Annotated in this window: 21 protein-coding genes and 1 tRNA gene; 13 read left to right on the plus strand and 9 right to left on the minus strand. The window is 63.9% G+C overall.

The features are described 5' to 3' along the window. Positions 1-102: 102 nt before the first annotated feature. A complete protein-coding gene (locus tag ACE3OA_RS19690; RefSeq protein ID WP_374313971.1) occupies positions 103-1,305 on the plus strand; it encodes a multidrug effflux MFS transporter in 1,203 nt (400 codons plus the stop codon). Here the strand turns inward: ACE3OA_RS19690 and ACE3OA_RS19695 are convergent. Beyond that, positions 1,302-3,380, minus strand: a complete 2,079-nt coding sequence (locus ACE3OA_RS19695) for a transglycosylase domain-containing protein (RefSeq protein ID WP_374313973.1) — start codon at positions 3,378-3,380, stop codon at positions 1,302-1,304. The two genes, ACE3OA_RS19690 and ACE3OA_RS19695, sit on opposite strands and share 4 nt — an antisense overlap. Before the next feature lie 130 nt (positions 3,381-3,510). Then, the gene (locus tag ACE3OA_RS19700) at positions 3,511-4,635 is read right to left on the minus strand and encodes a DUF2336 domain-containing protein (protein ID WP_374313975.1); all 1,125 of its coding nucleotides are present in this window, start codon (positions 4,633-4,635) and stop codon (positions 3,511-3,513) included. Positions 4,636-5,205: 570 nt separating this feature from the next. Between ACE3OA_RS19700 and ACE3OA_RS19705 the strand changes: the two genes are divergently transcribed. From ACE3OA_RS19705 to ACE3OA_RS19715, 3 genes are all read left to right on the plus strand, one after another. Continuing rightward, positions 5,206-5,291: transfer RNA gene (locus tag ACE3OA_RS19705), tRNA-Leu, on the plus strand. A 394-nt stretch (positions 5,292-5,685) separates the two neighbouring features. Then, entirely contained in the window at positions 5,686-6,135 is a 450-nt protein-coding gene (locus ACE3OA_RS19710; protein ID WP_374313977.1) for a hypothetical protein, read from the plus strand. Positions 6,136-6,730: 595 nt separating this feature from the next. Continuing rightward, a complete protein-coding gene (locus ACE3OA_RS19715) occupies positions 6,731-9,232 on the plus strand; it encodes a methyl-accepting chemotaxis protein (protein ID WP_374313979.1) in 2,502 nt (833 codons plus the stop codon). Here the strand turns inward: ACE3OA_RS19715 and ACE3OA_RS19720 are convergent. Further along, a complete protein-coding gene (locus tag ACE3OA_RS19720) occupies positions 9,229-10,152 on the minus strand; it encodes a LysR family transcriptional regulator (protein WP_374313981.1) in 924 nt (307 codons plus the stop codon). The two genes, ACE3OA_RS19715 and ACE3OA_RS19720, sit on opposite strands and share 4 nt — an antisense overlap. Positions 10,153-10,281: 129 nt before the next feature. Between ACE3OA_RS19720 and ACE3OA_RS19725 the strand changes: the two genes are divergently transcribed. After that, the gene (locus ACE3OA_RS19725; RefSeq protein WP_374313983.1) at positions 10,282-10,959 is read left to right on the plus strand and encodes a glutathione S-transferase family protein; all 678 of its coding nucleotides are present in this window, start codon (positions 10,282-10,284) and stop codon (positions 10,957-10,959) included. A 64-nt stretch (positions 10,960-11,023) separates the two neighbouring features. After that, positions 11,024-12,175, plus strand: a complete 1,152-nt coding sequence (locus ACE3OA_RS19730; RefSeq protein WP_374313985.1) for a PLP-dependent aspartate aminotransferase family protein — start codon at positions 11,024-11,026, stop codon at positions 12,173-12,175. 9 nt (positions 12,176-12,184) lie between these two features. Here ACE3OA_RS19730 and ACE3OA_RS19735 read toward each other — a convergent pair whose 3' ends face one another. From ACE3OA_RS19735 to ACE3OA_RS19745, 3 genes are read right to left on the minus strand one after another with little or no spacing between them, the layout of a single operon-like run. Continuing rightward, complete coding sequence (locus tag ACE3OA_RS19735) at positions 12,185-13,537, minus strand: sensor histidine kinase (RefSeq protein WP_374313988.1); 1,353 nt, start codon at positions 13,535-13,537, stop codon at positions 12,185-12,187. Beyond that, on the minus strand, positions 13,534-14,190 hold the full coding sequence (locus ACE3OA_RS19740; RefSeq protein ID WP_374313990.1) for a response regulator: 657 nt from the start codon (positions 14,188-14,190) through the stop codon (positions 13,534-13,536). The genes ACE3OA_RS19735 and ACE3OA_RS19740 overlap by 4 nt, the downstream gene beginning before the upstream one ends. 12 nt (positions 14,191-14,202) lie before the next feature. Continuing rightward, the gene (locus ACE3OA_RS19745) at positions 14,203-14,970 is read right to left on the minus strand and encodes a hypothetical protein (RefSeq protein WP_374313992.1); all 768 of its coding nucleotides are present in this window, start codon (positions 14,968-14,970) and stop codon (positions 14,203-14,205) included. A gap of 177 nt (positions 14,971-15,147) precedes the next feature. Here ACE3OA_RS19745 and ACE3OA_RS19750 point away from each other — a divergent pair, with 177 nt between their 5' ends. The 7 genes from ACE3OA_RS19750 to ACE3OA_RS19780 all read left to right on the plus strand — a co-directional run bounded on the left by ACE3OA_RS19750 (position 15,148) and on the right by ACE3OA_RS19780 (position 20,957). Then, a complete protein-coding gene (locus ACE3OA_RS19750; RefSeq protein ID WP_374313994.1) occupies positions 15,148-15,597 on the plus strand; it encodes a hypothetical protein in 450 nt (149 codons plus the stop codon). Between the two features lie 305 nt (positions 15,598-15,902). After that, a complete protein-coding gene (locus ACE3OA_RS19755; protein ID WP_374313996.1) occupies positions 15,903-16,565 on the plus strand; it encodes a GntR family transcriptional regulator in 663 nt (220 codons plus the stop codon). 142 nt (positions 16,566-16,707) lie between these two features. Continuing rightward, complete coding sequence (locus tag ACE3OA_RS19760) at positions 16,708-17,652, plus strand: homocysteine S-methyltransferase family protein (protein ID WP_374313998.1); 945 nt, start codon at positions 16,708-16,710, stop codon at positions 17,650-17,652. 51 nt (positions 17,653-17,703) lie between these two features. Beyond that, positions 17,704-18,252: a DUF2062 domain-containing protein gene (locus ACE3OA_RS19765; RefSeq protein ID WP_374314000.1), complete on the plus strand. Its 549-nt coding sequence runs from the start codon at positions 17,704-17,706 to the stop codon at positions 18,250-18,252. Positions 18,253-18,318: 66 nt separating this feature from the next. After that, on the plus strand, positions 18,319-18,858 hold the full coding sequence (locus ACE3OA_RS19770; protein ID WP_374314002.1) for a DUF2062 domain-containing protein: 540 nt from the start codon (positions 18,319-18,321) through the stop codon (positions 18,856-18,858). A gap of 108 nt (positions 18,859-18,966) precedes the next feature. Continuing rightward, on the plus strand, positions 18,967-20,385 hold the full coding sequence (locus tag ACE3OA_RS19775) for a glutamine synthetase family protein (protein WP_374314004.1): 1,419 nt from the start codon (positions 18,967-18,969) through the stop codon (positions 20,383-20,385). Further along, positions 20,382-20,957, plus strand: coding sequence for a DUF2062 domain-containing protein (locus ACE3OA_RS19780; RefSeq protein ID WP_374314006.1), 576 nt, complete (start codon positions 20,382-20,384; stop codon positions 20,955-20,957). Before ACE3OA_RS19775 ends, ACE3OA_RS19780 begins: the two co-directional genes overlap by 4 nt. Before the next feature lie 5 nt (positions 20,958-20,962). Here ACE3OA_RS19780 and ACE3OA_RS19785 read toward each other — a convergent pair whose 3' ends face one another. From ACE3OA_RS19785 to ACE3OA_RS19795, 3 genes are all read right to left on the minus strand, one after another. Further along, the gene (locus ACE3OA_RS19785; RefSeq protein WP_374314009.1) at positions 20,963-21,928 is read right to left on the minus strand and encodes a hypothetical protein; all 966 of its coding nucleotides are present in this window, start codon (positions 21,926-21,928) and stop codon (positions 20,963-20,965) included. Positions 21,929-21,951: 23 nt separating this feature from the next. After that, complete coding sequence (locus ACE3OA_RS19790) at positions 21,952-23,823, minus strand: hypothetical protein (RefSeq protein WP_374314011.1); 1,872 nt, start codon at positions 23,821-23,823, stop codon at positions 21,952-21,954. 101 nt (positions 23,824-23,924) lie between these two features. Next, on the minus strand, positions 23,925-24,784 hold an 860-nt coding region (locus ACE3OA_RS19795), incomplete at its 5' end, for a DHHA1 domain-containing protein (protein ID WP_374314014.1).

A 24,784-nucleotide genomic window follows, 5' to 3' on the forward strand; every position in this document is an offset into this window, starting at 1 on the left:
TTGGCGCGGGGATCCACGAGTTTGCGCAGGCCACGAAGAAAGTCGTGGATGCCCGGGCCAAGTCCGGGCATGACAGCTCAGGTAGCGAGTGCATAAACGGCCATGACCGCGCCCACCCCCATCAGCCGCACCACATTGATCACCTTGACGGCGCTGGTGGCGATGGGGCCGCTGTCGACGGATTTCTATCTGCCGGCTTTGCCGGTGCTGGCCAAATATTTCGGCGTCGCGGAAGCGAGTGCGCAGGCGACGCTGTCGGCCTATCTGCTGGGCTTTGCCGGGGCGATCCTGGTCTATGGGCCGCTGTCCGATCGCTTCGGGCGACGCCCGGTCCTGGCCGGCGGCATCGTCATCTTCACCCTGGCGAGCCTGGGGTGCATGCTGTCCGACAGCATCGGCATGCTGGTCGCCTTCCGCTTCGTCCAGGCGCTGGGCGCCTGCGCCGGGCCGGTCATTTCGCGCGCCATGGTGCGCGACCTGGTGGGGGCCAGCGGTGCGGCGCGGGTCTTTTCCTATCTCAGCGCCGCCGTGGCCCTGGCGCCGGCCATCGCACCGATCCTCGGCGGGTTTCTCACCGACGCCTTCGGCTGGCGCGCCTGCTTCGCGGCCCTGACACTTTATGGTGCCGGCGGCCTGGTCGCGGTTTTTGCGATCCTCGGCGAGACCAACCAGACGCGCGACCTCAGCGCCGCCAACCCGCTATCCTGGTTCCGCATCTATGGCGCGCTGATCGGGCACCGCGAATATTTCGGCTATGTGCTGGCGGCGACCTTCGGCTACAGCGGGATCTTCTGCTTCATCTCCGGCTCCAGTTTCGTCTTCATCGACGTGCTTGGCGTGCCGCCGAAATATTTCGGCTTCTGCTTCGGTGTCTTCGTCATCGGCTATATCGTCGGTGCCACCAGCGGCGGGAAACTGTCGAAACGCATGGCGCCGCCGCAGCTGGTGGGCCTCGGCTCGCTGATCGCCCTCGTCAGCGCGCTGGCGCTGGTGGCGGTCAATCTGCTGATGGAGGCTTCGGTCTGGACCGTGCTGGCGCCGCTCCTCCCCTATATGGCCGGTGTCGGCATGACCATGCCGGCGGCACAGGCCGGCGCCATCGGCCCCTTTCCGCGTTCGGCGGGTGCCGCTTCGGCCCTGCTCGGCTTCGTGCAGATGGCGGTGGCGGCAGGCGTGGGCGCCATCCTGGGCTTCATCGGTTCGCCCTCGCCGCTGCCGATGACCGTGATGATCGCCGCCACAAGCGTGGCGCAGATCGCCTGCTATTGGTGGGTGGTGCGGCCGGCCGGAAACGCTGCCGCCTAATCGCGTCCCTGGTCCTGGCGCTGATCCTGGATCGGCTTCTTCTTGGTCTTGGCCGTCTGCGCCGCATTGCTCGTGGAACTTGGGGCGGAATCGCCGCCACCGCCGAGGATCGTGCTGAGCAGCGAGCCGATGCCGGATTCCTCTTCCTGCGGGGCGGGCGCCGGGGTGGCCGGGACTTCCGGCGTCAGTTCGGTGGGTGTGCCGGCACTGGCGACCAGCGCTCCGCCGCCGCGCGGAACATCGCGGGGCGCAAATCCCGCCAGCGCCTCGCTCATGAAATCGTGCCAGATGACGACGGGGAGCGAGCCGCCGGTCACCTTGTCCATCGGCGCCCCATTGTCGTTGCCGACCCAGATGCCGGTCACCAGATCAGCGGTCAACCCGACGAACCAGGCATCGCGGAAATTCTGGCTGGTGCCGGTCTTGCCATAGACCGGCCAGCCCTCAAGCTTGGCCTTCTTGCCGGTGCCCCAATCGACCACCGAGGCCATCACGTCGAGCATGTCGGCAACGGCGCTGCCGGAGGCGACGCGGCCCGGACCGGAGCCGCTGCGCTCATAAAGCACCGTGCCGTCGCGCGTGGTGATCCGGCTGATAGCATAGGGCCACACACCCTTCCCCTGATTGGCGAAGACGGCATAGGCGGTGGTCATTTCAAGGAGCGTCGTCTCGGAGGTGCCAAGGGCGATCGAGGCGTCGTTGCCCACCGGCGTGGTGATGCCCAATCGCTGCGCAGCGGCGATGACGTTTTTGCGCCCGACCTGCTCGGATAGCTGCACGGCCACGGAATTGAGTGAGCGCGCGAAGGCTTCGCGCAAGTTAACCTCGCCATAGAACTTGTCGTTGTAATTGCCCGGCTGCCACTTGCCGATGCGGATCGGCGTGTCGTTGAAGATGCTGCCCGGCCCATAGCCCGCCTCGAAAGCCGCGAGGAACACGAAGGCCTTGAAGGCCGAACCCGGCTGCCGCAGCGCCTGCGTGGCGCGGTTGAACTGGCTGCCACGATAGGAGACGCCGCCCACCATGGCTTTGACGGCACCGTCCGGCGTCATGGCGACGAGGGCCGCCTGGCTTGCATTCTGCTTGGGCCCCATTTCGGCGATGGTGCGGGCGAGATCCGTTTCGGCGATGCGCTGCTGATGCGGATCGAGTGTCGTCTCGACCACCAGATCCTGGTCGGAGAAACCGACATAGGACGAGACCTGGTCGAGCACCCAATCGGCATAGAACTGGCCGATCTGGCCGCGCGCCTCGGCACTGACCGAGGGTGCCGTCATGGTGGCCGCGGCGTCGGCCACATCGGCGCTGATGAAGTCGGAGGCGACCATGTTCTGCAGTACCAATGTGGCGCGGTCGCGGGCGAGGATCTTGTCATTGAGCGGATTGTAGCGCGAGGGGGCCTTGAGCATGCCGGCCAGCATGGCCGATTCAAAGAGGCTCGCCTCGGCCGCGGGATGGCCGAAATATTTGCGCGACGCCGCGTCTATGCCATAGGTGCCGGCGCCGAAATAGACGCGGTTGAGATAAAGCTCAAGGATCTGGTCCTTGGTGAAATTCCGTTCCAGCCACAGGGCGAGGAGCACTTCCTGGCCCTTGCGATGGATCGAGCGCTCGGGCGTCAGAAAGATGTTCTTGGCGAGCTGCTGCGAGATGGTGCTGCCGCCCTGGACCAGCCGGCCGGACGTGAGATTGACATAGACGGCGCGGGCCAGGCCTTTGAGGTCGAGGCCGAAATGGCTGTAGAAGCGCCGGTCTTCGGTGGCGATCACCGCCTGCGGCAGATAGGCCGGCAGGTCCTTGAGGGCCACGGCGCTGCCATAGAGATCGCCATAGGAGGCGATGAGGCTGCCGTCGCTGGCGACCAGGCTGACGGAGGCGCGGCGCTTGATCTCGTTGAGCTTGGAGACGTCGGGCAGGTCATAGGCGCACCAGGCGACGAAGATGAGGCCCAGAAAGCCGCCCCAGATCGACGCCACCAGGCCCCATTTGAGGGTGAAAAGGGTCAGCCGGCGGCGCCATGTGCGCCCCGTTTTGCCCTTCTTTTCCGTGCTTCCTTGCGAATCGCCTGCGCTCATGACCGCCTTTTACCAGATCGCGCAGCGGGCGCGCGACCCATACCTCAAGCGGTCATATGGCCACGAAATGCGGCGGTATCAGGGCAGCTTGGCGATCATTTTCCGGTGAATAGACCCGACTTGCGGCGGCTCAGCGGCCATGCGCCCGCCGGGCGCCACCTTCCTGGCCATTGTCGTGGTGGCGGCTGGCCACGGCCAGCAGCGCCTCGGTGATGCGCTGTTCGAAGGCCTGTTCCGGATTGGCGTCGCCGATCACGTCGTCGAGCACCGGGCGCACATTGTTGCGCCAGCCTTCCGGCGCGAAGCCGAAACGGCGGACGCGCTCATGGCGCCCGAGCAAGGTGAGCTGCAGGAAGAGCTCGCGATAGACCGGATCGAGATGGCAGCGCTCGAACAACTGCTGCGGACCGCGGCCACCTTCGTCACCAAGGAGCGCGCGGACATTGCTGACCTGGATGCCGGCCATGAGGCTCAGCGCCGGCAGCACGAAGGCGAAGTTACCCAAGGCAAACGCGCGCAGGATGAGCGTCGAGCTCAGCAGGCCGTTCTGATGGAGCGCGTCGATGAGGCCGCGCATTTCCTCGGCCCGCTGGCCGGGCGCGAAGCTGGTGAGAAGGATATTCTCGCGTCCATGCTCGATGAGCGCCGAGACGCGCGCCGGCTCGAGATTGTATTTGTCGATGAGCCGCTCGAGGATGCGGCCCGAAACGACGGTCGTCATGCGCTCGGCCACCGCCATCGGCAGGGCGCGGCGCTGCGCCACCGCATCGGTCACATTGGCATTGTCGGCAAAGCGGTCGAGCATGCGGTGATAGGCTTGCGTCGGGATGGCCGCATTCTCGTTGGTGGCGACGCGCAGCACGACGGTCTCGTCATCGGTCTTGATGAGTGCTGTCGAGACGGCAGCCGACAAGATCGGACGCGAGGCCACGGCGCGGGCATGTTCGATCGAGCGGTGTTCGATCACCGCCACGAGATCTTCATCGGTGAGGGCAAGAGATTCGGCCAGAATCGGCCGCGCCACATCCATGACGTCCTCGGCCAGGCGCCGGGCGATGCCGCGGTCGAGGCCGGGAGCGGATTTCAACGTCTCAGCGAGGCGCCGGCGGAAATCGAGCTCAGCCTCGGGCAGGACCGCGTTGATGATCGAATTGGCGATCTCGCGCTCTTCCGCGGTCATCTCGCCCGTCTGATAGACATTGGCGACCGCCAGCATGGTGGCAGCGCGTCTGGCTGGGGTCGGGTCTGCGCTCAAGCGGGTTACATCTGCTTGGGTCAACCTTGCCACACTTCGTCCCTTCTGTACTCGCGGCGAACTGGGCCCGCGTCCCGTGGTTACGACTTCCGCTGTTTACCAATTCCGCCGGCCTTGACCGGTATTCCTTGGCTTGGCCCGGTAGCAACCCTGTGACCAGGGCTTCATCGACCGACTCAAAGGCGCTGCGACAAACATAGTTTTTGCCTTATAGCGACGTCCAGGGATGATCGGGGTAAAAACCCCGTTATCACGGATAAATCACGCTAATTCAGCAATATAGTGTGAGGTTTTGTTGCCTAAAATACCGTGTGAATCTTCGTTAATTTATCGTAAAAGCGCTGTGGCAAAACTGGGATCGAACTGGGAGAAAGAAGCGACCTTGCACGCCCTCGCCGGCAACACGACACCGGCGGGGAACTAGGGTGCACACACGAAGAGGTAGCGGGTCAGGACCGGCAGGCCGCCGGACAAACGCATCGCCTGGCCAGCAGCGGGCTTGCCAAGGCCCGGCCGTTGGCTAATATGCCGCCGCGCCGCGACCCTCCAGGGCCGCCGGCTTTCACAGATGCCTCTGTGGCGAAATTGGTAGACGCGCCTGACTCAAAATCAGGTTCCCAAAAGGAGTGCTGGTTCGAGTCCGGCCAGGGGCACCATCTGTGTTTTCAAAGGAAGTCACCGGACGGGAAGTTAGAATTTCTGTCTGCCCGCCATCAAATTGTTGCGTAAGATGACGTGCTGGAGGTGGCTGAATAGTAGAATTCGGCGTTCTCTATGCCGCCTGCTGACGATCCAGCCCGGCAGCAACGAGCTTTAAGTTGGCCATTCAGCGCGCGCAGCCAGTGTCCTGAAATTAGGCATCCGTTCGACTATGCCTGAGCGAAAAATACGCCTTCATAGTTTGAGGCATTGCGTCACGAGCAGAATTGACGCCGCATATAGATAAGCTGGTGGGATCGCTTAGGAACTCTACGCCAACAACTTTGATAGGATATGTTCCGCTGGAGTTATCGCGCGAAGCGCTGGAGCTCGGCGAAAGGGGGAAACTTGATGCAGACACCGACCTGGACTTGGGCGGTACCATTGATCGCCGCCATCTTGGCACTCTGCGGGGTTACGCTCACTATTGTCATCCAAGCGCGCAACTTTAACCGCCAGCTGCGCGCGACTCACATCTTGAAGATCTCCGAAATGCGCCAAGAGTGGATCAAGAACCTTCGCGAAGCCATGGCGACGTTTCAATCCTACGGCGTCACACCGGACATGAACCACAGCGATAAGCGCGAATGGTACGAGGCAGGGACTCGGATCGAACTTCTGATGAATCCGGCTGATCCGGACTTCGACGAGTTGCATGAGCGGATGTACAAGTTTCTGGGCGCCAAGGATCCAATCGAGAAGTTTTCTGCCAACCCCGCCTACATCGCGGTATGCCAAAGGATTCTGAAGCGCGAATGGGAAGTACTGAAGGCAGAGGTTCAAGCAGCCGATGGGAAGTGAAGCCGATACAGTCCTAACCCATCACTCGGCGCGAACGCATTAGGTACTCATGATGGTTTCCTCTCGTTCCCGATATCCGAACCGGACACTCAGATAACGGCCCCGAGCCGTCTGGTAGCAATGCGCCCATTCGGGCTTCGGGCTCCTGTCTTTTTTGGTGGATGACCTACCCCCATTTTCAGGCCGCTGATAACTTAGCGTCCGTGTCCTTTTGAACTTGCCCCAACCTTGGATCACTTCGGCTGACAAATTCGGCGGGTACCATAGTGCTGGTTCGAGTCCGGACAGGGGCACCATCTGTGTTTTCCGCACCATCACTGCGACCACCTCATGGCCGATTCGGCGGCGGGTAGGATTTATTGCCTCAGTTCGCCGGGCTTGAGAAAATCTGCGCGCAGCAAATCCAGGTTCTTCAGAAAATTGCGTGCCCGACATGCCATAGCGCGATAGGCCCGATTTTGCCGGTGCTCTTTATTCATGGCAGGCGACTTTTTAACAAAATATTCGGGACTTAGCTGCACATTGGACTGATTCTTGAGAGTTAGCGGCAGGCGCGCCGAAGCCGGCGCGACGCCTGCTTGGCGAGGAGAGCAGCATGCGCCTGAACGAACCCATCACCGATCGCGAAATCATGGTCGATGCCGACCGGCCGATCGTGTCGCGCACCGATGCCGGCGGGCGCATCACCTTCGTCAACCAGGCGTTCATCGACATCAGCGGTTTCGAGGAAGCGGAACTGATGGGCCAGCCGCATAACATCGTGCGGCACCCGCATATGCCCAAGGGCGCCTTCGCCGATCTGTGGCGTGCGTGCAAGCGCGGCGACGCCTGGAGCGGGCTGGTGAAGAACCGCACCAAGCTCGGCGATTTCTATTGGGTGCGCGCCAATGTCTCGCCGATCTATCAGGGCGACCAGATCACCGGCTATCTCTCCATCCGCAGCCGGCCCACGCGTGAGGAAGTGGCTGCCGCCGGCAAGATCTATGCCCTGTTCCAGAGCGGTCAGGCCAAGGGCCTGACGGTCGAGGACGGCAAGGTCGTCAAGGACAGCAAGTGGCGCCGCTTCGGCATCAAGCTGCAGAACTTCCGCGTCGAGGTGTTTTCGGCCCTGGCGCTTCTGGCCGTGACGCTGGCGCTTACCATCGGCAGCAGCCTGTGGGCGCTGGGTGGCATCGGCAGCGCCGTCGACAAAGTCGCCGCGCAAAGCGACATCGTGGTCAACCAGGCCATTCCGCTGCTCGGCGCCACCAAGGATGTGCGCTTCGACGTGGTGCAGATCCAGCAATGGCTGACCGATGTTTCGGCGACGCAAGGCAAGGACGGGCTGGCCGACGGTTTCGACATTGCCGCCAAGTTCAAAGAGAAGCTCGGTCAGGATATCGAGGCCGCGAAGGCCATCGCCACCACGCTGGGCCAGCCGGAAATCGTTGCGGCGCTGGACGGCGTCGCCGCCGCCAGCGGCCCCTATTATGAGATGGGCGTCACCATGGCCAAGGCCTATGTCGCCGGCGGGCCGGAAGGCGGCAACAAGATCATGGGCGATTTCGACGCGACTGCCGCCGCCATCACCACCAGCGTCGACGCCTTGGCGCAATCGACCGAGCAGTTCATCGCCGCCGTCGCTGCCCAGCAGAGCGGCGCCGTCTCGGAAGAGAGCGCGCTCGTCGCCCTGCTGTTCAAGCTGTCGCTTGTTCCCGTCATCATCGGCTTGATCTCCGTGATGCTGGCCGTCCTCGCGATCTTGCGCGTCGCCCGCCTGGTCGGCCGCATCGCCCACGCGACGGCCAAGGCCGCATCCGGGCAGAAGCTGGACGACATACCGGGAGTCGATCGACACGACGAAATCGGCACGCTGGCGCGCGCGGTGAAGACCTTCATCCTGAAAGTTGATTTCGGCGAGTTGGAGCGCGAGGAATTATCGGTCCGCGCCAATCGCCACCGCACCGAGGCGATGACGGACATGGCTGAAAAGGTCGAAAGCGAGACCGGTGCCGCCGTGAGTTCGGTGGCCGGCCTGGTGAGCGAGATGGCGCAGAGTGCCGGCCTGATGAACGATGTCGCGATCGCGGTGACGGCACGGTCACATTCGGTCACCGGCGCCTCGCAATCGGCGCTCAACAATGCACAGCTGGTGGCCGCGGCCGCCGAAGAGCTTTCCGCCTCGATCCGCGATATCAGCGGGCAGGTCACACAAACGGCCGCGGTGAGCCGCACCGCCGTCGACACGACCGAAAAGGCCACCGCGGCGATCGAGGAGCTCACATCGGTCGTGCAGCAGATTTCGCAATTTGCCGGCATCATCCAGGATGTCGCCAACCAGACCAACCTGCTGGCGCTCAATGCGACCATCGAGGCGGCGCGGGCCGGCGACGCCGGCAAGGGCTTCGCCGTCGTCGCCAATGAGGTCAAGAACCTGGCCGCGCAGACCTCGCGCAGCACCGAAGAGATCGCGCGAACCGTCTCGCGCGTGCTGCAGGCGACCGATTCCGCCGCCGAGGCGGTGCGCGGCATCGGCGCACAGATCAAACAAGTCGACGGCTTTGCCACCAGCATCGCCGGTGCCATCGAGGAGCAGGCGGCGGCGACCGCCGAGATTTCGCGCAATATCAGCGAGACCGCGACAGCGACCGGCACCGTGACCGAACAGATGATTGATGTTTCAGCTCAGGCCGACGATGCCCAGAAACGCGCGCTGGAAGTGAGCGGCCTTTCCGACAAGATCCAGCAGGTGGTCAAGGATCTGCAGGGTGCCGTGGTGCGTTCGATCCGCACGGTGACATCGGAAGTCGACCGGCGCGCCGATGACCGCCTGCAAGGACCGTTGCGGGCCCGCTTGCATCTCGACGGGAAATCGATCGAGGCATCGGTGCTGAACATCTCGCGCGGTGGCGCCGCCATCGAGACCAAGGTGGATGTCGGCAAGCCCAAGCAGGTGCGCCTGGAGATCGAGGGCGTCGACCTGCCGCTCGACATGCAGGTCATCGCCAGCACCGGCACCACCCTGCGGGGCGCCTTCGAGCGCGCCGCCGCCTCGCGCACGACCCTGCCGCAATTGCTGGAGACATTGCGCCGCAAGGGTGCGCTGAAGGCCGCCTAAAGTGGCCCGGTGCCCGCAAACAGGCGCTTATGTGCCAGGAGACCGGCACCGACCAGGTCCAGGAAGGCGCGCACGCGTGCTGTCGCCCTAAGATCTTTGTGGGTGACGATCCAAAGCTCACGCGCCAAGGCCGGGATGGGTTTTGACAGCGCGCGGGCAAGGCCCGGCTCCGGGTCGCCGAGATAGCAAGGCAGAACGGCAAGACCGATCCCGGCCTTGGCCGCCGAAAGCTGGTTGATGAGGCTGTTGCTGCGATAGACGATGGCGGCAGGCGGCACCTCGCTTTCGAGCCAAGTGCCGGCATGGATGCCCTCGGCATCGCTGTGCCAGCCGATGACAGGTCCGTCGGCCAGAGCCTTCACATCGCTGCCGCCGTTCCGGCGCGGCAGCTTCAGCTTCTTGAGCAGCGGCGGCGCGCCGTAGAGCGTCCAGGCGACATCGGCAAGCTTGCGGCCGTAGAGGTCCGGTTCCCTCGGCCGCGTGACGCGGAGGGCGATATCCGCCTCGCGCCGCGACAGGCTGAGGATTCTGTTGTCGATGGCAAGCTCCACCTCGATCCCCGGATGCGCGGCTCGGAAACGTGCCAGTTCCGCGGTGAGCAGGCGAAAAGCGAGTGTCTCGGATGAGGTGACGCGGAGGCGCCCGGTCAGGCGATGATCGCTGCCGGCGATTTCGCGCCCCAGCCTGGCCGTTTCGGTTTCCATCCGCTCGGCCGCCAGCGTTGCCTGGGTGCCGGCACCGGTCGGCAGATAGTGGCCAGCCGGCAAGCGCTCGAAAAGCCGCACGCCGATCCTGGCCTCGAGCGCGTTGAGACGGCGGAAGGCGGTCGAGTGATTGACGCCGAGCGCCTTCGCCCCGCCGATGAGGCTGCCAGCGCGCGCCACGGCCAGAACGAGTCTCAGATCATTCCAATCATCCATGGGCTGGAACTTAACACGAAAACGCGTTTGCAAGAATGCAAATGCAGCTTCCAGAAACACAATTCGATTGTTTTCAATGCCAGCGGCAGACTGGCACGAGATATTCACGCCAGCCGAGGAATCCACACCATGCCTCATTTGACCCTGATCAGCCATCATCTCTGTCCCTATGTGCAGCGCGTTGCCATTGCGCTGCGCGAGAAGGCGGTGCCGTTCGAGCAGATCTATATCGACCTCGCTGACAAGCCGGAATGGTTCAAGCGCCTGTCGCCGCTGAGCAAGGTACCGCTGCTGAAGGTGACGCAGGATGACGGCCGCCAAGCCGTGCTGTTCGAAAGTTCGGCCATCGTCGAATATATCGAGGAGATGGTGCCGGGTGCCCCGCTGCATCCGCAGGACGCGCTGGACCGGGCGCGCCATCGCGGCTGGATGGAATTCGGTTCCGCCTTGCTGGGCGACATCTGGCGTTTCGAGACCGCGCGGGATGAGATCACCCTCGGCACCGCACAAGCGGCATTGAATCAGAAATTCGCCCGCCTGGAGGAGGCGTTGGGTGAGGGTCCGTTTTTCGCCGGGTGGAAATTTTCGCTCGTCGATGCGGTGTTCGCCCCGGCCTTCCGTTATTTCGAGGTGTTCGAGGCCTATGCCGATTTCGGCTTCTTCACCGGGCGCCCTCGATTGCATGCGTGGCGCCAGGCCCTGGCCGACCGGGCCAGCGTCATGCTGGCGGTAACGCCGGATTATCCCGAGCGGTTGCGGGCCTTCCTCAAGGCGCATGACTGGTACCTGCTGCCCAAGGCCGCCTAGGCTCTTGCAACAGCGGTGCCTTGCCCGCACTCTCCGCTATCACGTTTTCTTTGGGAGCAGCGCGATGCAGGAGCGGGATTGGCGGCCGGAAAGCCTGGCGGCGCAAGGTTTGGGCTGGGTGGATGCGTCGACACAGGCGATCAACCCACCGATCCATATGTCGAGCACCTTCCTGCGCACGCCGGGCTATGGGCCGGAGCGCGCCTATATCCGCGACCAGAACCCCGCCTTCGAGCAGGCCGAGGCGCTGTTGGCCAAGCTCGAAGGCGGTGCAGCGGCAGCGATTTCCGCCTCGGGCATGGCGGCGGCGACATCGGTCTTCATGGCCCTGAAGCCCGGCAACCATGTGGTGGCGCCGGCGATGATGTACTGGTCGCTGCGCCACTGGCTGACGAGCTATGCGCGCGAATGGGGCCTCGACGTGACGCTGGTCGACATGACCGATCTCGGCGCCCTCAAAGCCGCGATGCGGCCGGGCCGGACACAGCTGGTCTGGATCGAAACGCCGGGCAACCCGCTGTGGTCGGTGACCGACATCGCCGCCGCGGCGAAGATCGCCCATGAGAGCGGCGCGCGCCTTGCCGTCGATTCCACCGTGGCGACACCGGTCTTCACGCAGCCGCTGAAACTGGGCGCCGATATCGTCATGCATTCGGCAACCAAATACCTCAACGGTCATTCCGACCTTTGCGCCGGGGCGCTGGTGACCAGAGAAGCGGATGCATTCTGGGAGCGTATTCTCCAGGTGCGCTATCAACTGGGATCGATCATCGGTTCGGTCGAGGCCTGGCTGCTGCTGCGCGGCATGCGCTCGCTGTTTCCACGCGTGCGCCAGCAGGCGGCAAGTGCCCTCATCCTCGCCGAGCGATTGGCCAGACACCCCGCCATCGCCGACGTGCTCTATCCGGGCCTTGCCGGTTTCCCCGGCCATGAGATCGCGCGGCGCCAGATGGAAGGCGGTTTCGGCGGCATGCTGTCGATCCGCGTCAAGGCCGGCACGGAAGCGGCCAAGGCCACGGCGGCCCGGGTCGGGCTGTGGCAGCGGGCCACGTCGCTGGGCGGGACAGAGAGCCTCATCGAGCACCGCGCCAGCGTCGAAGGGCCGGACAGTCCGGTGCCGGGCGATCTGCTGCGCCTGTCTGTGGGGCTCGAGGATGCCGGCGACCTCTATGACGATCTCGACCGCGCGCTCAGCGGCGGCAATGCCTTGGCCTGAGGCCTTGGCTCACGCGGCCGGCAGATCCAGTTCGACGCGCAGGCCGCCAAGCTTGCTGTCGCCCAAGGCGAGCGTGCCGCGATAGAGGGTGACGATCTCGCGCACGATGTCGAGGCCGAGGCCGGAGCCCGGCACCCGTTCGTCGAGGCGCTGGCCGCGGGCGAGAACGGCTTCGCGGGCACCGGGGGCGATGCCCGGCCCGTCATCCTCAATGGCGACAGCGAGACGGCCGTCGCGCCGGGTCGCCGTCACGACGACCCGGGCACGCGCCCATTTGCAGGCATTGTCGCAGAGATTGCCGAGGATCTCGATCAGATCGCCGCGATCGCCGGCAAAGGCCGCGCCGGAATCGATCTCGAACCGCAGATCGAGTTGCCGGTCGCGATAGATCGTGCGCAAGGAAAAGCCGAGATCGTCGGCGATTTCGGTGAGATCGGCGCGGGCATGACCTGACGCCGAGGGTCCCGCCGCGCGGATGCGCTTCAGGATACGTTCGACCTGATCGGTGATGGAACTGAGCTGCGCCGCCAGCACCAGGCGCCGATCCCCATCAAGCCCCGCGATCTCATGCGACAGGACCGAGAGTGGATTCTTGAGGGCGTGAGCGAGATTGCCCGCCTCGTTGCGGGCGCGGTCGATGAGATGCCGGTTGTGGTCGATGAGCGCATTCACTTCCGTCACCACGGGCTCGATCTCGTCCGGAAAATCGGGGCTGAGATGTTCGGCCCGGCCATTGCGGATGGCGGCGATCTCGCGTCGCAGCAGCGCCAGCGGACGCAGGCCGAAACCGACCTGCAGATAGATTGCGATCATGAAGACGAGGCCGAGAGTCGCAAAGACGGCAACGATATGGGTGGCGAATTGCGCCACATCGCCCTCAAGCTCGTCGCAGGGGGCAGCCACCAGGATCGTGACCGGATGCTGCCCGCCGGGCAGGGTGACGTCGCGCCGGGCCACGCGCAAGTCGCGCCCGCCGGGGCCAACCAGTTCAGTGATACCCACCGCCTGCGACAGCAGGGTAAGGGCACCGGTTTCCATCGGCCCGGCGGAGGTCGATTGGCGCACCACCTTGCCGTCGATGGCCGCCTGCCAGTACCAGCCGCTGAAGACCCGCGAGAAGCGCGGATCGGCCGGAATGTAATCGAGCGCCAGCGCGCCCCGGTCGTCGATGCTGGCGGCGGCCAGCAATTCGCGCTGATAGGCCGCCAGCTCGTCGTCGAGCTGGCCTTCGAGGTGCACGCGGAAGGCCCACAGCAGGAGAATGCCGGCAAGCGCCAGGACCGGCAGCGCCCAGATCGCCGCCGCCGCCATCAGGCGCAGCTTCAGGGAATGCGGGAACAGCGTGCCGATCAACCTTTTCATAGCGCCAGCACGTAACCCTGGCCGCGCCGCGTCTCGATCGCATCGGCGCCGAGCTTCTTGCGCAGGCGGTTGATCAGCACCTCGACCACATTGCTGTCGCAATCGAAATTCTGGTCATAGATATGCTCGGTGATCTCGGTCTTGGAAATGACCGCGCCGTGCCGCATCATCATATAGGCCGTCAGGCGGTATTCGAGCGGTGTCATGGCGATGGGATGGCCGTCGCGGAAGACCACGCTTTGGGCGGCATCGAGCGTCAGCGGCCCCACCGTCACCACATTGCTGGCAATACCCTTGGCGCGGCGGATCAGCGCTTCGATGCGCGCGATCACCTCCTCCATCTGGAAGGGCTTGGCGACGTAATCGTCGGCGCCGGCGCGCAGGCCCTTGACCTTCTCGGTCCAGGAATCGCGCGCGGTCAGGATGAGGACCGGCACGCTGATGCTCTCTTTGCGCCAGCGCTCCAGAATCGAGAGGCCGTCGATCTGCGGCAGGCCGAGATCGAGAATGATGGCGTCATAACTTTCCGTGGCGCCCAGATGATGCCCGTCCTCGCCATCGCCGGCCGTGTCGACGGCATAGCCCGCGGCCGCCAGCGCCGCCGCCAGCAAACGCTGTATGTCGAGATCATCCTCGACGATCAGGACACGCATGCCTGCCTCGGCTCAATCGTCACCACCGCCCTCGCCCCCTTCGCCACCGCCATCGCCACCCCCATCGCCGCCCCCATCGCCGCCCCCATCGCCACTATGTCCGCCGTCACTGCCGCCGTCGCCACCGCCTTCACTGCCACCACCATCGCTGCCACCTTCGCTGCCGCCACCGTCGCTGCCATCGCCGCCGCCCGACCCGCTGCCACCGGAGCCGCCTTCCGATTCGTTGCCGGAACTGTTGCCATCGTCGCTGCCGTCACCCGCCGATTGGTTGTTGCCGGGCGTGCCATCGGCGATATCATTTTCGTCCTTCAGCCGATCCATCAGCTTGGCGACTTCCGGGTCGTCCATCGCTCCTTCGACCTGCTTGAGGTCGAGGTCGACCAGATCGAAATCGAGCAGGGCAACCGTGCCGCTGACGGTGAGGACCTTCACTTCGTAGACCCAGGTGCATGTGCCGCCGATCGCCTTGGCCGTGATGTCGACCGAGAGCGGTTCAGCATTGACGCTGCTGGCAAGCTCGCCATAGAGCGCGGAAGTTCCAGCGGCACCGGACGGCGCGGCGCCGGCACCCGACGCGCCGGCACCCGACGGGCCGGCACCCGAAGGACCGGCACTGGCGCTGCAATCGGCCGCCAGGGCCGTGGCCAGGCCAACCGATGCCGGACTGATCGGCGCCGCCGTGCCGGCAGCGCAGATCAAAGCCCCCGCCGCCAGCCGCAGGGGCCAGCCGCGCGCGCGAGGCAGCTTGATCGGCCTGATATGAGCATAGGGCGGCAAGGTTCAGGGCTCTCGCAAAATTCCCGGGGCGGGGCAGATAACAGCCCCATAGCAGGCCTCATTCTACCTTAAGCCAAGCTGAAATGGCGCCTCAGGGTGGCGTCAGGTAGGAACGCCTAAGTTTGCTCCCGTCGACGCGGTCATCAAGCGCCGCGCATTCGCAAGGAGGAACGAATTATGAGCAATCGCAACAATACGGGCGAGACGCAGGCCCCCGCGACATTGGGGACGCTGCTGAGCCGGCGCCTGCTGCTGGGCAGCACCGCGACCCTCGCCTTGGTGGCGGCCCTCGCCGCCGCCCCGATCAATTTCGAGCGGACCCTTTCCGGCGATTTCACCGGCGCGCTGGCCCAGGCCGATGGCGGCGAAGGGGGCGATGGTGGTGATGGCGGCGGTGATGGTGGCGAAGGCGGCGGCGATGGCGGCGGCGACGATCACGACAGCGGCGGCGAAAGCGGCGGCGACAGTGGTGACGATCACGGCGAAAGCGGCGACGACAATGGAGCGGATGACGGCGGCGAGAGCGGTGAAAGCGGCGACGATGACGGCACGCCCGATCAGGGCACCGGCGACGTACCCGCCGACCCCAACGCGCCCCCGGTCGTCCCGGTGACCCCCGCGCCTTGAGGGCAGCAAGGCCATAGCACAGGAAACGGGCCCGATCAGTTGATCGGGCCCGCTTTCTTTGGCGCTTTATTCTGGCCGGCCGTTCCGGTCGCGGATCCCCAGCGCGACGCGGCCGTCGATACCGGGTTTGAGCAGCGCCTCGATTTCGCCCTGTCCGCCTGGGTTCCCGTAAACGCTTAGAAGAATGAGATTTACCTTCCTGTTTTAACATCGCATACAATATGCAAAATAATACTTTGAGAGAAATCTTGCACTTCCCCGATCCCGACAGGCAGAAGCAGGGACCCGGAGCGAACAGGGCGACGATGGCGGACGATTCGATCATCCAGAAACGGACCATGGCCGAGGAAGTGGCCGACCTGCTGCGTGGGCGCATCCTGGCCGGTCGCCTCAAGGCCGGCGAACCCATCCGCCAGGAGCATGTCGCCAAGGAGCTGGGTGTCAGCCGCATTCCCTTGCGCGAGGCACTCTCGCAGCTTGCCGCCGAAGGCTTCGTCAGCCTGGTGGCGCATAAGGGCGCCGTGGTGGCGCCGCTCTCATCGGCCGAGGTCGAGGAACTGTTCGACCTGCGCCTGGTGCTGGAGGACCGCCTGCTCACCCGCGCCATCCCGCGCCTGGTAGCCGCCGATTTCGACCTCCTCGACGATCTCATCGCCCAGAGCATGGCACCGGACGGACTCAAGCATTGGGGCGAGCTCAACTGGCGCCTGCATGAGGCGATGTATCTGCCGGCCGCGCGGCCGGTGACGCTGAAACTGCTGAAGCGCGTCCACGACAATATCGACCGCTATCTGCGCCTGGAGATCGCCTTGTCGCAGGCTGGCCGCGAGCGCGGCTACCGCGAGCACCGTCAGTTGGTCGATCTCTGCCGCGCGCGTGACATTGAGGGCGCGCGCGCGCTCCTGGCCGCGCATATCGGCACCACAGCCGACAATCTCGCCGCCAGCCTCAAGGCCAGGGCGCTCTAGCCCCCATTGCGGCTTCTCTCTCACCGGCGTCTACTGGCTGTGAACGACCTCACAGCGCCGGCGCACGGTCCCCATTAGCTTTCCCCGGGCGGCGCAAGTCCATCCGTCCATGCGCCGCGAGAGCCGGAGAGAGATCAGACACATGACCGAGAAAGCCCAATACCGTCACGACCTGCCGCAGACCAGAGGCGGCCTCTTCCTCACCGATGGCGGCCTCGAGACCTACCTGGTCTTCGACGAGGCGATCGATTTGCCCTGTTTCGCCGCCTTCCCGCTGATGGAGGATGAGCAGGGGCGCGCCACGCTGCGCCGTTATTTCACGCGCTATCTCAATCTTGCCAGCGCGGCGAAACTGGGCTTCGTGCTCGACACCACGACCTGGCGCGCCAATGCCGATTGGGGCGCCAAGCTCGGCTACGATGCGGCGGGCCTCGCGCGCGTCAACCGCGATGCCGTGCATTTCGCCACCGACATCCGCGCCGATCTTGGCAAGGCCGGCCAGCCGATCGTCATCTCGGCCGTGATCGGCCCGCGCGGCGACGGCTATCAGGCAAAGAGCGTGATGAGTGCCGCCGAAGCCAGGGCATATCACAGGACGCAGGTGGAAACGCTGGCGGCAACAGCTGCCGACATGCTCAGCGCCATGACCATGACCAATGTGCCGGAAGCAACCGGCATCGCCCTTGCCGCGCAGGACGCCGGCATGCCGGTCGCCATTTCCTTCACCGTGGAAACGGACGGCCGCCTGCCGAGCGGGACCGATCTTGCTCAGGCGATCGATGCGGTTGACCAGGCCAGCGGCGGCCATCCCGCCTATTACATGATCAATTGCGCGCATCCCACGCATTTCCAGCACGTGCTGAGCGGCAATTGGATCAATCGCATCGGCGGCATCCGCGCCAATGCCTCCAAGAAGAGCCATGCCGAGCTCGATGCCTCCACCAGCCTCGACAATGGCGACCCGCGGGAACTGGGTGGTCACTATCGCGAGCTGCGCCGCCTGCTGCCGCGCGCCACGGTGCTGGGCGGGTGCTGCGGCACCGATCACCGCCATGTGGCCGAGATCTGCCACGCCTGCGCGGCCTGAAGGGGGGCTGGCTGACATAACCCTGTCATCGTCGTCCCGCATAGATCGGGCATGACGCAACGCCCCAGGACAAGACGCCAACGCCTGCAGCGGTACCTGCGCCTCAGTTTCCTGGTGCCGCTGCTGCGCGGGCGGCGGCGGCCGGAACTGGCGGCGCGGGCGACGGCGGTCGGCCTCTTCTGGGCCTTCACCCCGACCTTCGGCCTGCGCATGCCGTTGGTCTTCATCACCTGGCTCATCGCGCGCCATCTGCTGCGCGCCGATTTCACGCTGGTGATCGGGCTGGCTTGGACCTGGGCCACCAATGCGCTGGTGACCCTGCCACTCTATTTCGGCTTCTACCTCACCGGCCGCGCCTTGCAGGGCGATGTCGCGGGGCTGATGAGCTTCGACACCTTCCGCGCCGGCTGGGCGCCGCTCACCGCAAGCGATCTCGGCCAGCCGGAACGGCTGTATCTCGCGCTGCGCGATTGGGGCCTGGTGCTGTGGCTGGGCGCCCTCCCCTGGGCCGTTGCGATGGCCTGCCTCGGCTATGGTGCCGCAGCGCGCTATCTGCGGGGGCGACGGCCCTTGCACCGGGCCGGCCGCGCTCTTAAATAGGCGGTCATGAACGCCGCCAGAAGACAAACCGCCGGCCCGAAGACCTTCTGGCAGCGCATGCGACGCATGCTCCGTTACCGTCTGACCATCCCGATGATGCGGGCGCGCCACTCGCCCGAACATGCGGCACGCGGCAGTCTGGTCGGCCTGTTCTGGGCTTTCACGCCCTCGGTCGGTATCCAGATGCCGCTGGTGCTGATCAGCTGGGCGATCGCGCGGCGCTTCCCGAAATGGGACTTCAATCTGGTCCTCGCCATCGCCTGGACCTGGACCACCAACGCCTTCACGGCCCTTCCCTGCTATTACGTGTTCTATCTGACCGGGCAGGTCATGTTCGGCCGCTGGGGGCGCTTGTCCGGCTTCGACAGCTTCCGCCTGATGTGGAGCGACATCTTCACCGCCGACCAGAGCTTCCTCGACCAGATGCAGGCGCTGGCGCGGGTTCTCATCCTCGATTGGGGCGTCACCATGCTGGTGGGCTCGCTCCCTTGGGCGTTCCTCATCGGCTGGCTCGGTTATCGCTATACGCTCAAATTCGTCCGCGCCTACCGCCACGCCCGCTTTGAGCGCATGAAGAAGCGCCATCAGCGGCATCACGCCGCCTGACCGGGATCGCGGCGCCTGAGCGGATCGCATAGGCTGAGCGGGCGGCTTGATTCGTCACGCCCGGCTGGCTAGGGTCGCCCCCATTCATCGCAACGGGAATTAACCATCATGGCGAAAGCAGCGGCAAGGAAGCGCGTCTCGGCGGGCAGCAGCAAGGGGGGCAACGAGTTCGACGCCTTCCTCAAACGCTATCCCAAGACGGCCGAGGTCGACGTCTTCGTCCATGACATGAACGGCTTCCTGCGCGGCAAGCGCTTCCCCGTCTCCGAAGCAAGGAAGCTGTGGGAATCCGGCGTCGAAATGCCGCGCTGCCTCCTCTTCCTCGACCCGACCGGCGACGATCTCGATCCCGGCGGGCGCTCGGAGGCGCTGGGCGATCCCGACGGCACCGCGCAGCCGATCCCCGGGCGCCTCGCGCCCGTGCCCTGGGCCGATCATCCGACGGCGCAGGTGCTGCTGCAGATGCACGACCCGCATCTCAAGGGCGAGGCCAATGCCGGGAAGCCGTCGAAATACTGCCCGCGCGCAGCACTCCAAGGAACGCTGGCGCGCCTTGAGAAGCTCGGCGTCACGCCGATGGTGGCGGTGGAACTTGAATTCTATCTGCTCGACCCGTCGCGCGACAAAGCGGGCCAGCTGCAGCCGCCGAAGAATCCGCTGACCGGCCAGATCGAAACCTCGAAGCAGCCCTACAGCATGGACGATCTCGACGCCTATGCGAGCTTCATCCGTCGCGTGGCAGGGAATGCCGAGGCGCAGGGGATTCCGGCCTCCGCCGCCATCACCGAATATTCGCCGGGCCAGTTCGAGATCAATCTGAAGCATCAGCCGGACGCGGTCGCCGCCTGCGACAATGCGGTGCTGTTGAAGCGCTGCATCAAGGGGACGGCGCGCGAGCTCGGCTACAACTCCACTTTCATGTCGAAGCCGTTCCTCCATGCGGCGGGCAGCGGCATGCATGTGCATGTGAGTCTGATCGACAAAGCGGGCAAGAACCTCTTCGGCGAGACGGGGGCGAAGGGCGAGGCGATGCTCAAACACGCCATCGGCGGCCTGCAGGCGACCATGGCGGAATCGATGGCGATCTTCGGCGCCAATCCCAATGCCAGCAGGCGCTATGTGCCCGGCGCCAATGTGCCGATGAGCCCGGAATGGGGCCATAACAACCGCACGGTCGCCTTCCGCATTCCAGCGGGCGGGCCGAAGGCGCGGCGTATCGAGCACCGCGTCGCCGGGGCCGATGCCAATCCCTATCTCACCATGGCGGCGATCCTCGCCGGCATCGCCTATGGCTTGGAGAACAGGCTCGATCCCGGCCCCGCCGCCGAGACCGGCGATTTCGCCAGGCCCGCCGATCCGCGCATTCCCTTCAAATTCGTGCCGGCCCTCGAGGCGCTGGCCAAGGCGAAGATCCTGCCCAAATATATCGAGAAGGAATGCCTCGACCTCTATGTCGATGCACGCCGGGCGGAGCTGGAGAAATTCTACGACGTGGTCTCCCAGCGCGAATACGATTGGTATCTGTGAGCCCCAGGCGGCATCGGCATCATAGCAGCAAGCGGCGGAGCTCCCTCTACCGCGCCTTCCGCTACCGCCTGCTCATCCCGATGCTGCGCTCGCATCACCCGCCGGAATTCGCCGCGCGCGGCACGGCGCTGGGCCTCATGCTGGCCTTCACGCCGACCATTGGCCTCCACACGCTGCTGGTCGGCGCCCTCTGGGCCGTCACCGCGCGAGCCCCCCGCCTCCATTTCAGCCTGATCCTCGGGATCGCCTGGACCTGGGCCTCGAACCCTTTGACGGCGCTCCCCATCTATTACCTGCTCTATGTCACCGGCCAGCTCATGCTCGGCCATTGGGGCGACCTCTCCGGTTACGAAGACTTCATCACCCTGATGAGCAGCCTCACCGCAGGCGACCACACGCTCCTCCAGGAGATCGGCATCATGGCCAAGGTGCTGCTCGAAGATTGGGGCCTCGCCATGTGCGTCGGCAGCGTGCCATGGGCGGCACTGGTCGGCGGCATCGGCTACTACGCCAGCCTAAAATTCCTCCGCGCCTATCGGCGGGAAAAGGCGGCGAGAAGGGCGCGGCATTAGCTCTGCTACCGCGTCCTTACCTTGGCTTTTTTCGGTCTAGGCCCGACCATCAGTGCCGGCCCATCGCTTTTTGGGACAACAGGCAAAGGCCCGAATAAACCCATACTTGGCAGAGAAACAAAGTCAGCATATCGTCCCGGTTTCTCCAGCGCTCCCTCAAGTGCACGTTTCCCGATTGATCGCCAGTGCCTGCCCTCCCAACCTTCCGGTTCGACAATCGCACCAGTTAGGGGATCGAATGCGGCAACGCTCTTCGTTGAGATTCGACGCCAAAGAGCGTGCGTACGCCTGGCGAAAGCAGTCGTCTCAGGGTCATTGAGATCGTAAACTGTAAAAAACTCACACTCCTGCCCAGTCAGCACAGTCATTTCCGGGTAGGCTGACGGAGGCAACCTACTACGATCTACAACAGACATACGAAAGGGAGCGTTCGGGTCGCGCGCATCAATGTATCCATTGCTCCGATAGCGGAAGCTGAACCATCGCCCCTCGTCGCGATATTGCAATGCAAGCCGAAAGACATCACTTGCCTCACCTCGGCCGCCGATGAGACGTTCCGGATCTGCTGAGTGCAGTTCATCAGGCCACGGCCAACGGCAATAGATGTTGGGTCGATTGAAGTTGGGCCCATTGAAGGCGGGTCTATTCTGCTCTACCTCCAACGAAGCCTTGACGCCTTGCAGAAGATCATCATGCAAGATTATGGGAAGAGTATCGGGGAACTTCGATGGCGTCGGGCTATCCGTTTTATAGTTGGCGAAGAAGTAGACGACTTCGGGAAACTCCTTCTTAAGTAGATTCGAGAATGCCTCGACATCGGCCAAATTAATCTTCGCATAACTACGTAGGCGCCGGTGCTTAGCTGCCGGCTCTCCTTTCAGTGATTCAATTGCCCATTCCAGCTTGCTGGGATGTTTGTCCAATGTTGCAAGAACCTGCCGGATATGGATGCGACGGGCTTCCAATTCCACTTCGCTTCTTTGCATGTACCAGCCTACCGCTCGAAGTTGTCATTTAGTGGAATTTGATCTGGATACTGTGGCTTCTCTACTCTGATTCTTATCAAGAAGGGACGTTTGCAATCGACCATCTTTTTCACAAAATCGTTTACCGTTCGTAAGTAATCTTTGAGCGACTGACTAGGTTTCCGCTTCGCGAAATAACCGACCCCGGCCGCGTCAATTTCAAGAGTACCGTCTCTCATGCCCTGCGCAATATTTTCCACCAATTTGCTGATTTGATTGGCTTCGTTTGGTTTTAGAGTCAAACCATCAGCGTACATTCCAGCATGGTTCCCGAAAAATCCGATCCTCTTTCCGTTGTACTCAAACTCCAACAGTTTGTCGGCAAAGCTCCCTCCTTTTGTTCCTCCATTGGCGCTACGTAAGAACTTTTCATTTGGGCCGTAGAATCTCGATCGCACTTGCCCGCCACACGCCTCAATTGCCTTAGCCAGCTTCTTTACGACGTGCGCGATGATTCGGCGTGTCTCTTTGCTTCCTGGCCGCCCCCCAGATTTCTCAATGTTCCCTTCTTCGATGAGCGTCGCGGCTTCAGAAAAAGCTCTCGCCAGATCCGAGCCAGATATGTCAGTAGATCGGACAACACCAAGGAATGGTTTTTGCGCGACAATCGTCTCATTCGGTTTGTTGCCAGGCGTTGCCCAATGCTCCGCCGGGGCGAAGACCATTTTCATCACCGCGTCCACGATCTCATCTCGCTCCGCAGGCGCTGCCACCCGGCGATACCCCGTATAAAAATCCTGCATCGCGGCGTTTGAGAGCTTTTCAACCTCTCCTGCCATCGACCGGAAGACCTTTTCCGGATTTTGTCCCAGGAGGCGCGACCATTCGTCCTTCATCTCTTCAAGATAGGTGAAGCGGCCTTCATCGCTGGCGGAATAGATGGCGTATTCACTGGGTTCAGGTGCGGCATACCCTTTGCGCTTCCAGTTAAACAGACGATCGTCAACTTCTCGCTTGTCGTCGTCTGCTGCCTCTGCGCCCACGACGATCGGCATCCCGGGCAAGATCTTCTCAGCGGGTCGATCATTGCGTGTGCTCGCACTTTGCACACCGACACCCGGGCTATTGTCGTTTGCTGGCGAGCGATTGTTATCGTTCGCGTGGCGACCGACGAGGCGTTCGTTGAAGCTGCGACGCTGGCCTGGGTTCAGCGGTGAGGGTGCGACGAAGGGTTGCGACTTCTCGACCTCTTTGGGCAGGCCGGAGACAGCCTTGTCGGTGGTGGCGACAAGGACCGGCGCCGTGCCGGATTCCTTCGATGGAGAGCCCCAATTCGCGGCGTCACCCCCAAGATCCAGGCCGATATCGGGTGCAACGCGCGTCAGGTCCGGTTTGGCGGTCGTCGGTCCGAACCTGAAGTTCGCCTGATTGGCGCCGGCTGCTTTTGTGGTGCTGTCGGCAGCAGAACGCCTCGCCTCTCTCACCGCCAGCGCTTCAGCCTCGCCCGGATGTGGCTTGTCGTCGGGATATTGAGCCAGTTCTTTCCAGGTGACGCCGCTCTGGGCAAGTTCATTGAAGGCCTTGCGACGGATGTCGGCGATGTCCCTATCTTCGCGCAGTTCCATCGTGACACGGCGGTAGTTTCCATCTGGGCCATGGAAGTACTGCCCACCACCCAGATGGGGCATGTCGTCGAGCAGGGCTTGCGTCTGGTGATCCACTGGGGGCTGTTGCTGCCAGCGATCGGGATCAATGGATTGACGATAGGCCTGCTGCTGCCAGCCGCGTTCGTGGGCCGGGGAAAGGAAGCGGAAGGTGTTTCCCTGCCAAGCTCCCAGAACTGGCTTCTGAGCCGGCGTCGCTGCCGGTGCCATATGCCGCTCGCCATTATCCTTGGCCATTCTCAATCTCCTGCGTATTTTTATGTCTTTAACGTAACATACGCAGGCCTAAGTTGTCAATATGTTCCCATTTTGATCCCTTATATTTCCAGTTCTCAGAACTACCCCACCAGAGCCGCATCCTCGACGATGAGTTGGACGCCTTGGCGGCCTTGCCAATTGTCGTGGCGGAGGTGGCCGGCGAGGTGCAAGCGTGCCCCACGAGCAGTCATGAGCAGGCGGCCGAGGTCGTTCTCGGCGGCGCGGAAGGCGATGGCTTTCAATCGCGCACCATCCGCCCCTTCGATCTGCAGCCGGAGATGGGCGCCGCCCACGAGATCGGCAAAGGCCAGGCGGACATTGGGGAGGGCGAAGCGGGGTTCGGCGTTGCCGGAGCCGAACGGGCCCATGCGTTCCAGCATCGTGACGAAATCGGGCGTCGCCGCGCGGGGCTGGAGGGCGGCATCGAGATCGAGCACGGGGACGAGGCGTTCGCCCTGCATGTGATCGACGAAGCGGCCATGGAGAAAGGCCTGGAGTTCGGGCAGGCGTTCTTCCGCCACCTCGAAGCCCGCCGCCATGGCGTGGCCGCCGCCCTTGGCGATGATGCCGGCTTCGCGCGCGGCGATGATGGCGTTGCCCAAGTGAAGCGAACCAACCGAGCGGCCGGACCCCTTGCCGATGCCGTTTTCGATCGCCACCACGCAGGCCGGGCGCTGGTAGCGTTCCTTGAGGCGCCCGGCGACGATGCCGATGACGCCGGGATGCCAGTCGCGCCCCGCGACGAAGATGAGATAGGGGCTGTCGGCGGCCAATGCCTCGGCCGCGGCGATGGCGGCATCGAGCACCTTGGCTTCGATATCGCGCCGTTCGGTGTTGAGCGCGTCGAGTTCGGCGGCGATGGAACGGGCGAAGGTCGCGTCGTCGCTGGCGAGCAGCCGGGCGCCGAGATCGGAGCGCCCCACCCGGCCGCCGGCATTGA

The organism is Dongia sp. (assembly GCF_041906375.1).
In the GTDB taxonomy this organism is placed as follows: domain Bacteria; phylum Pseudomonadota; class Alphaproteobacteria; order Dongiales; family Dongiaceae; genus Dongia.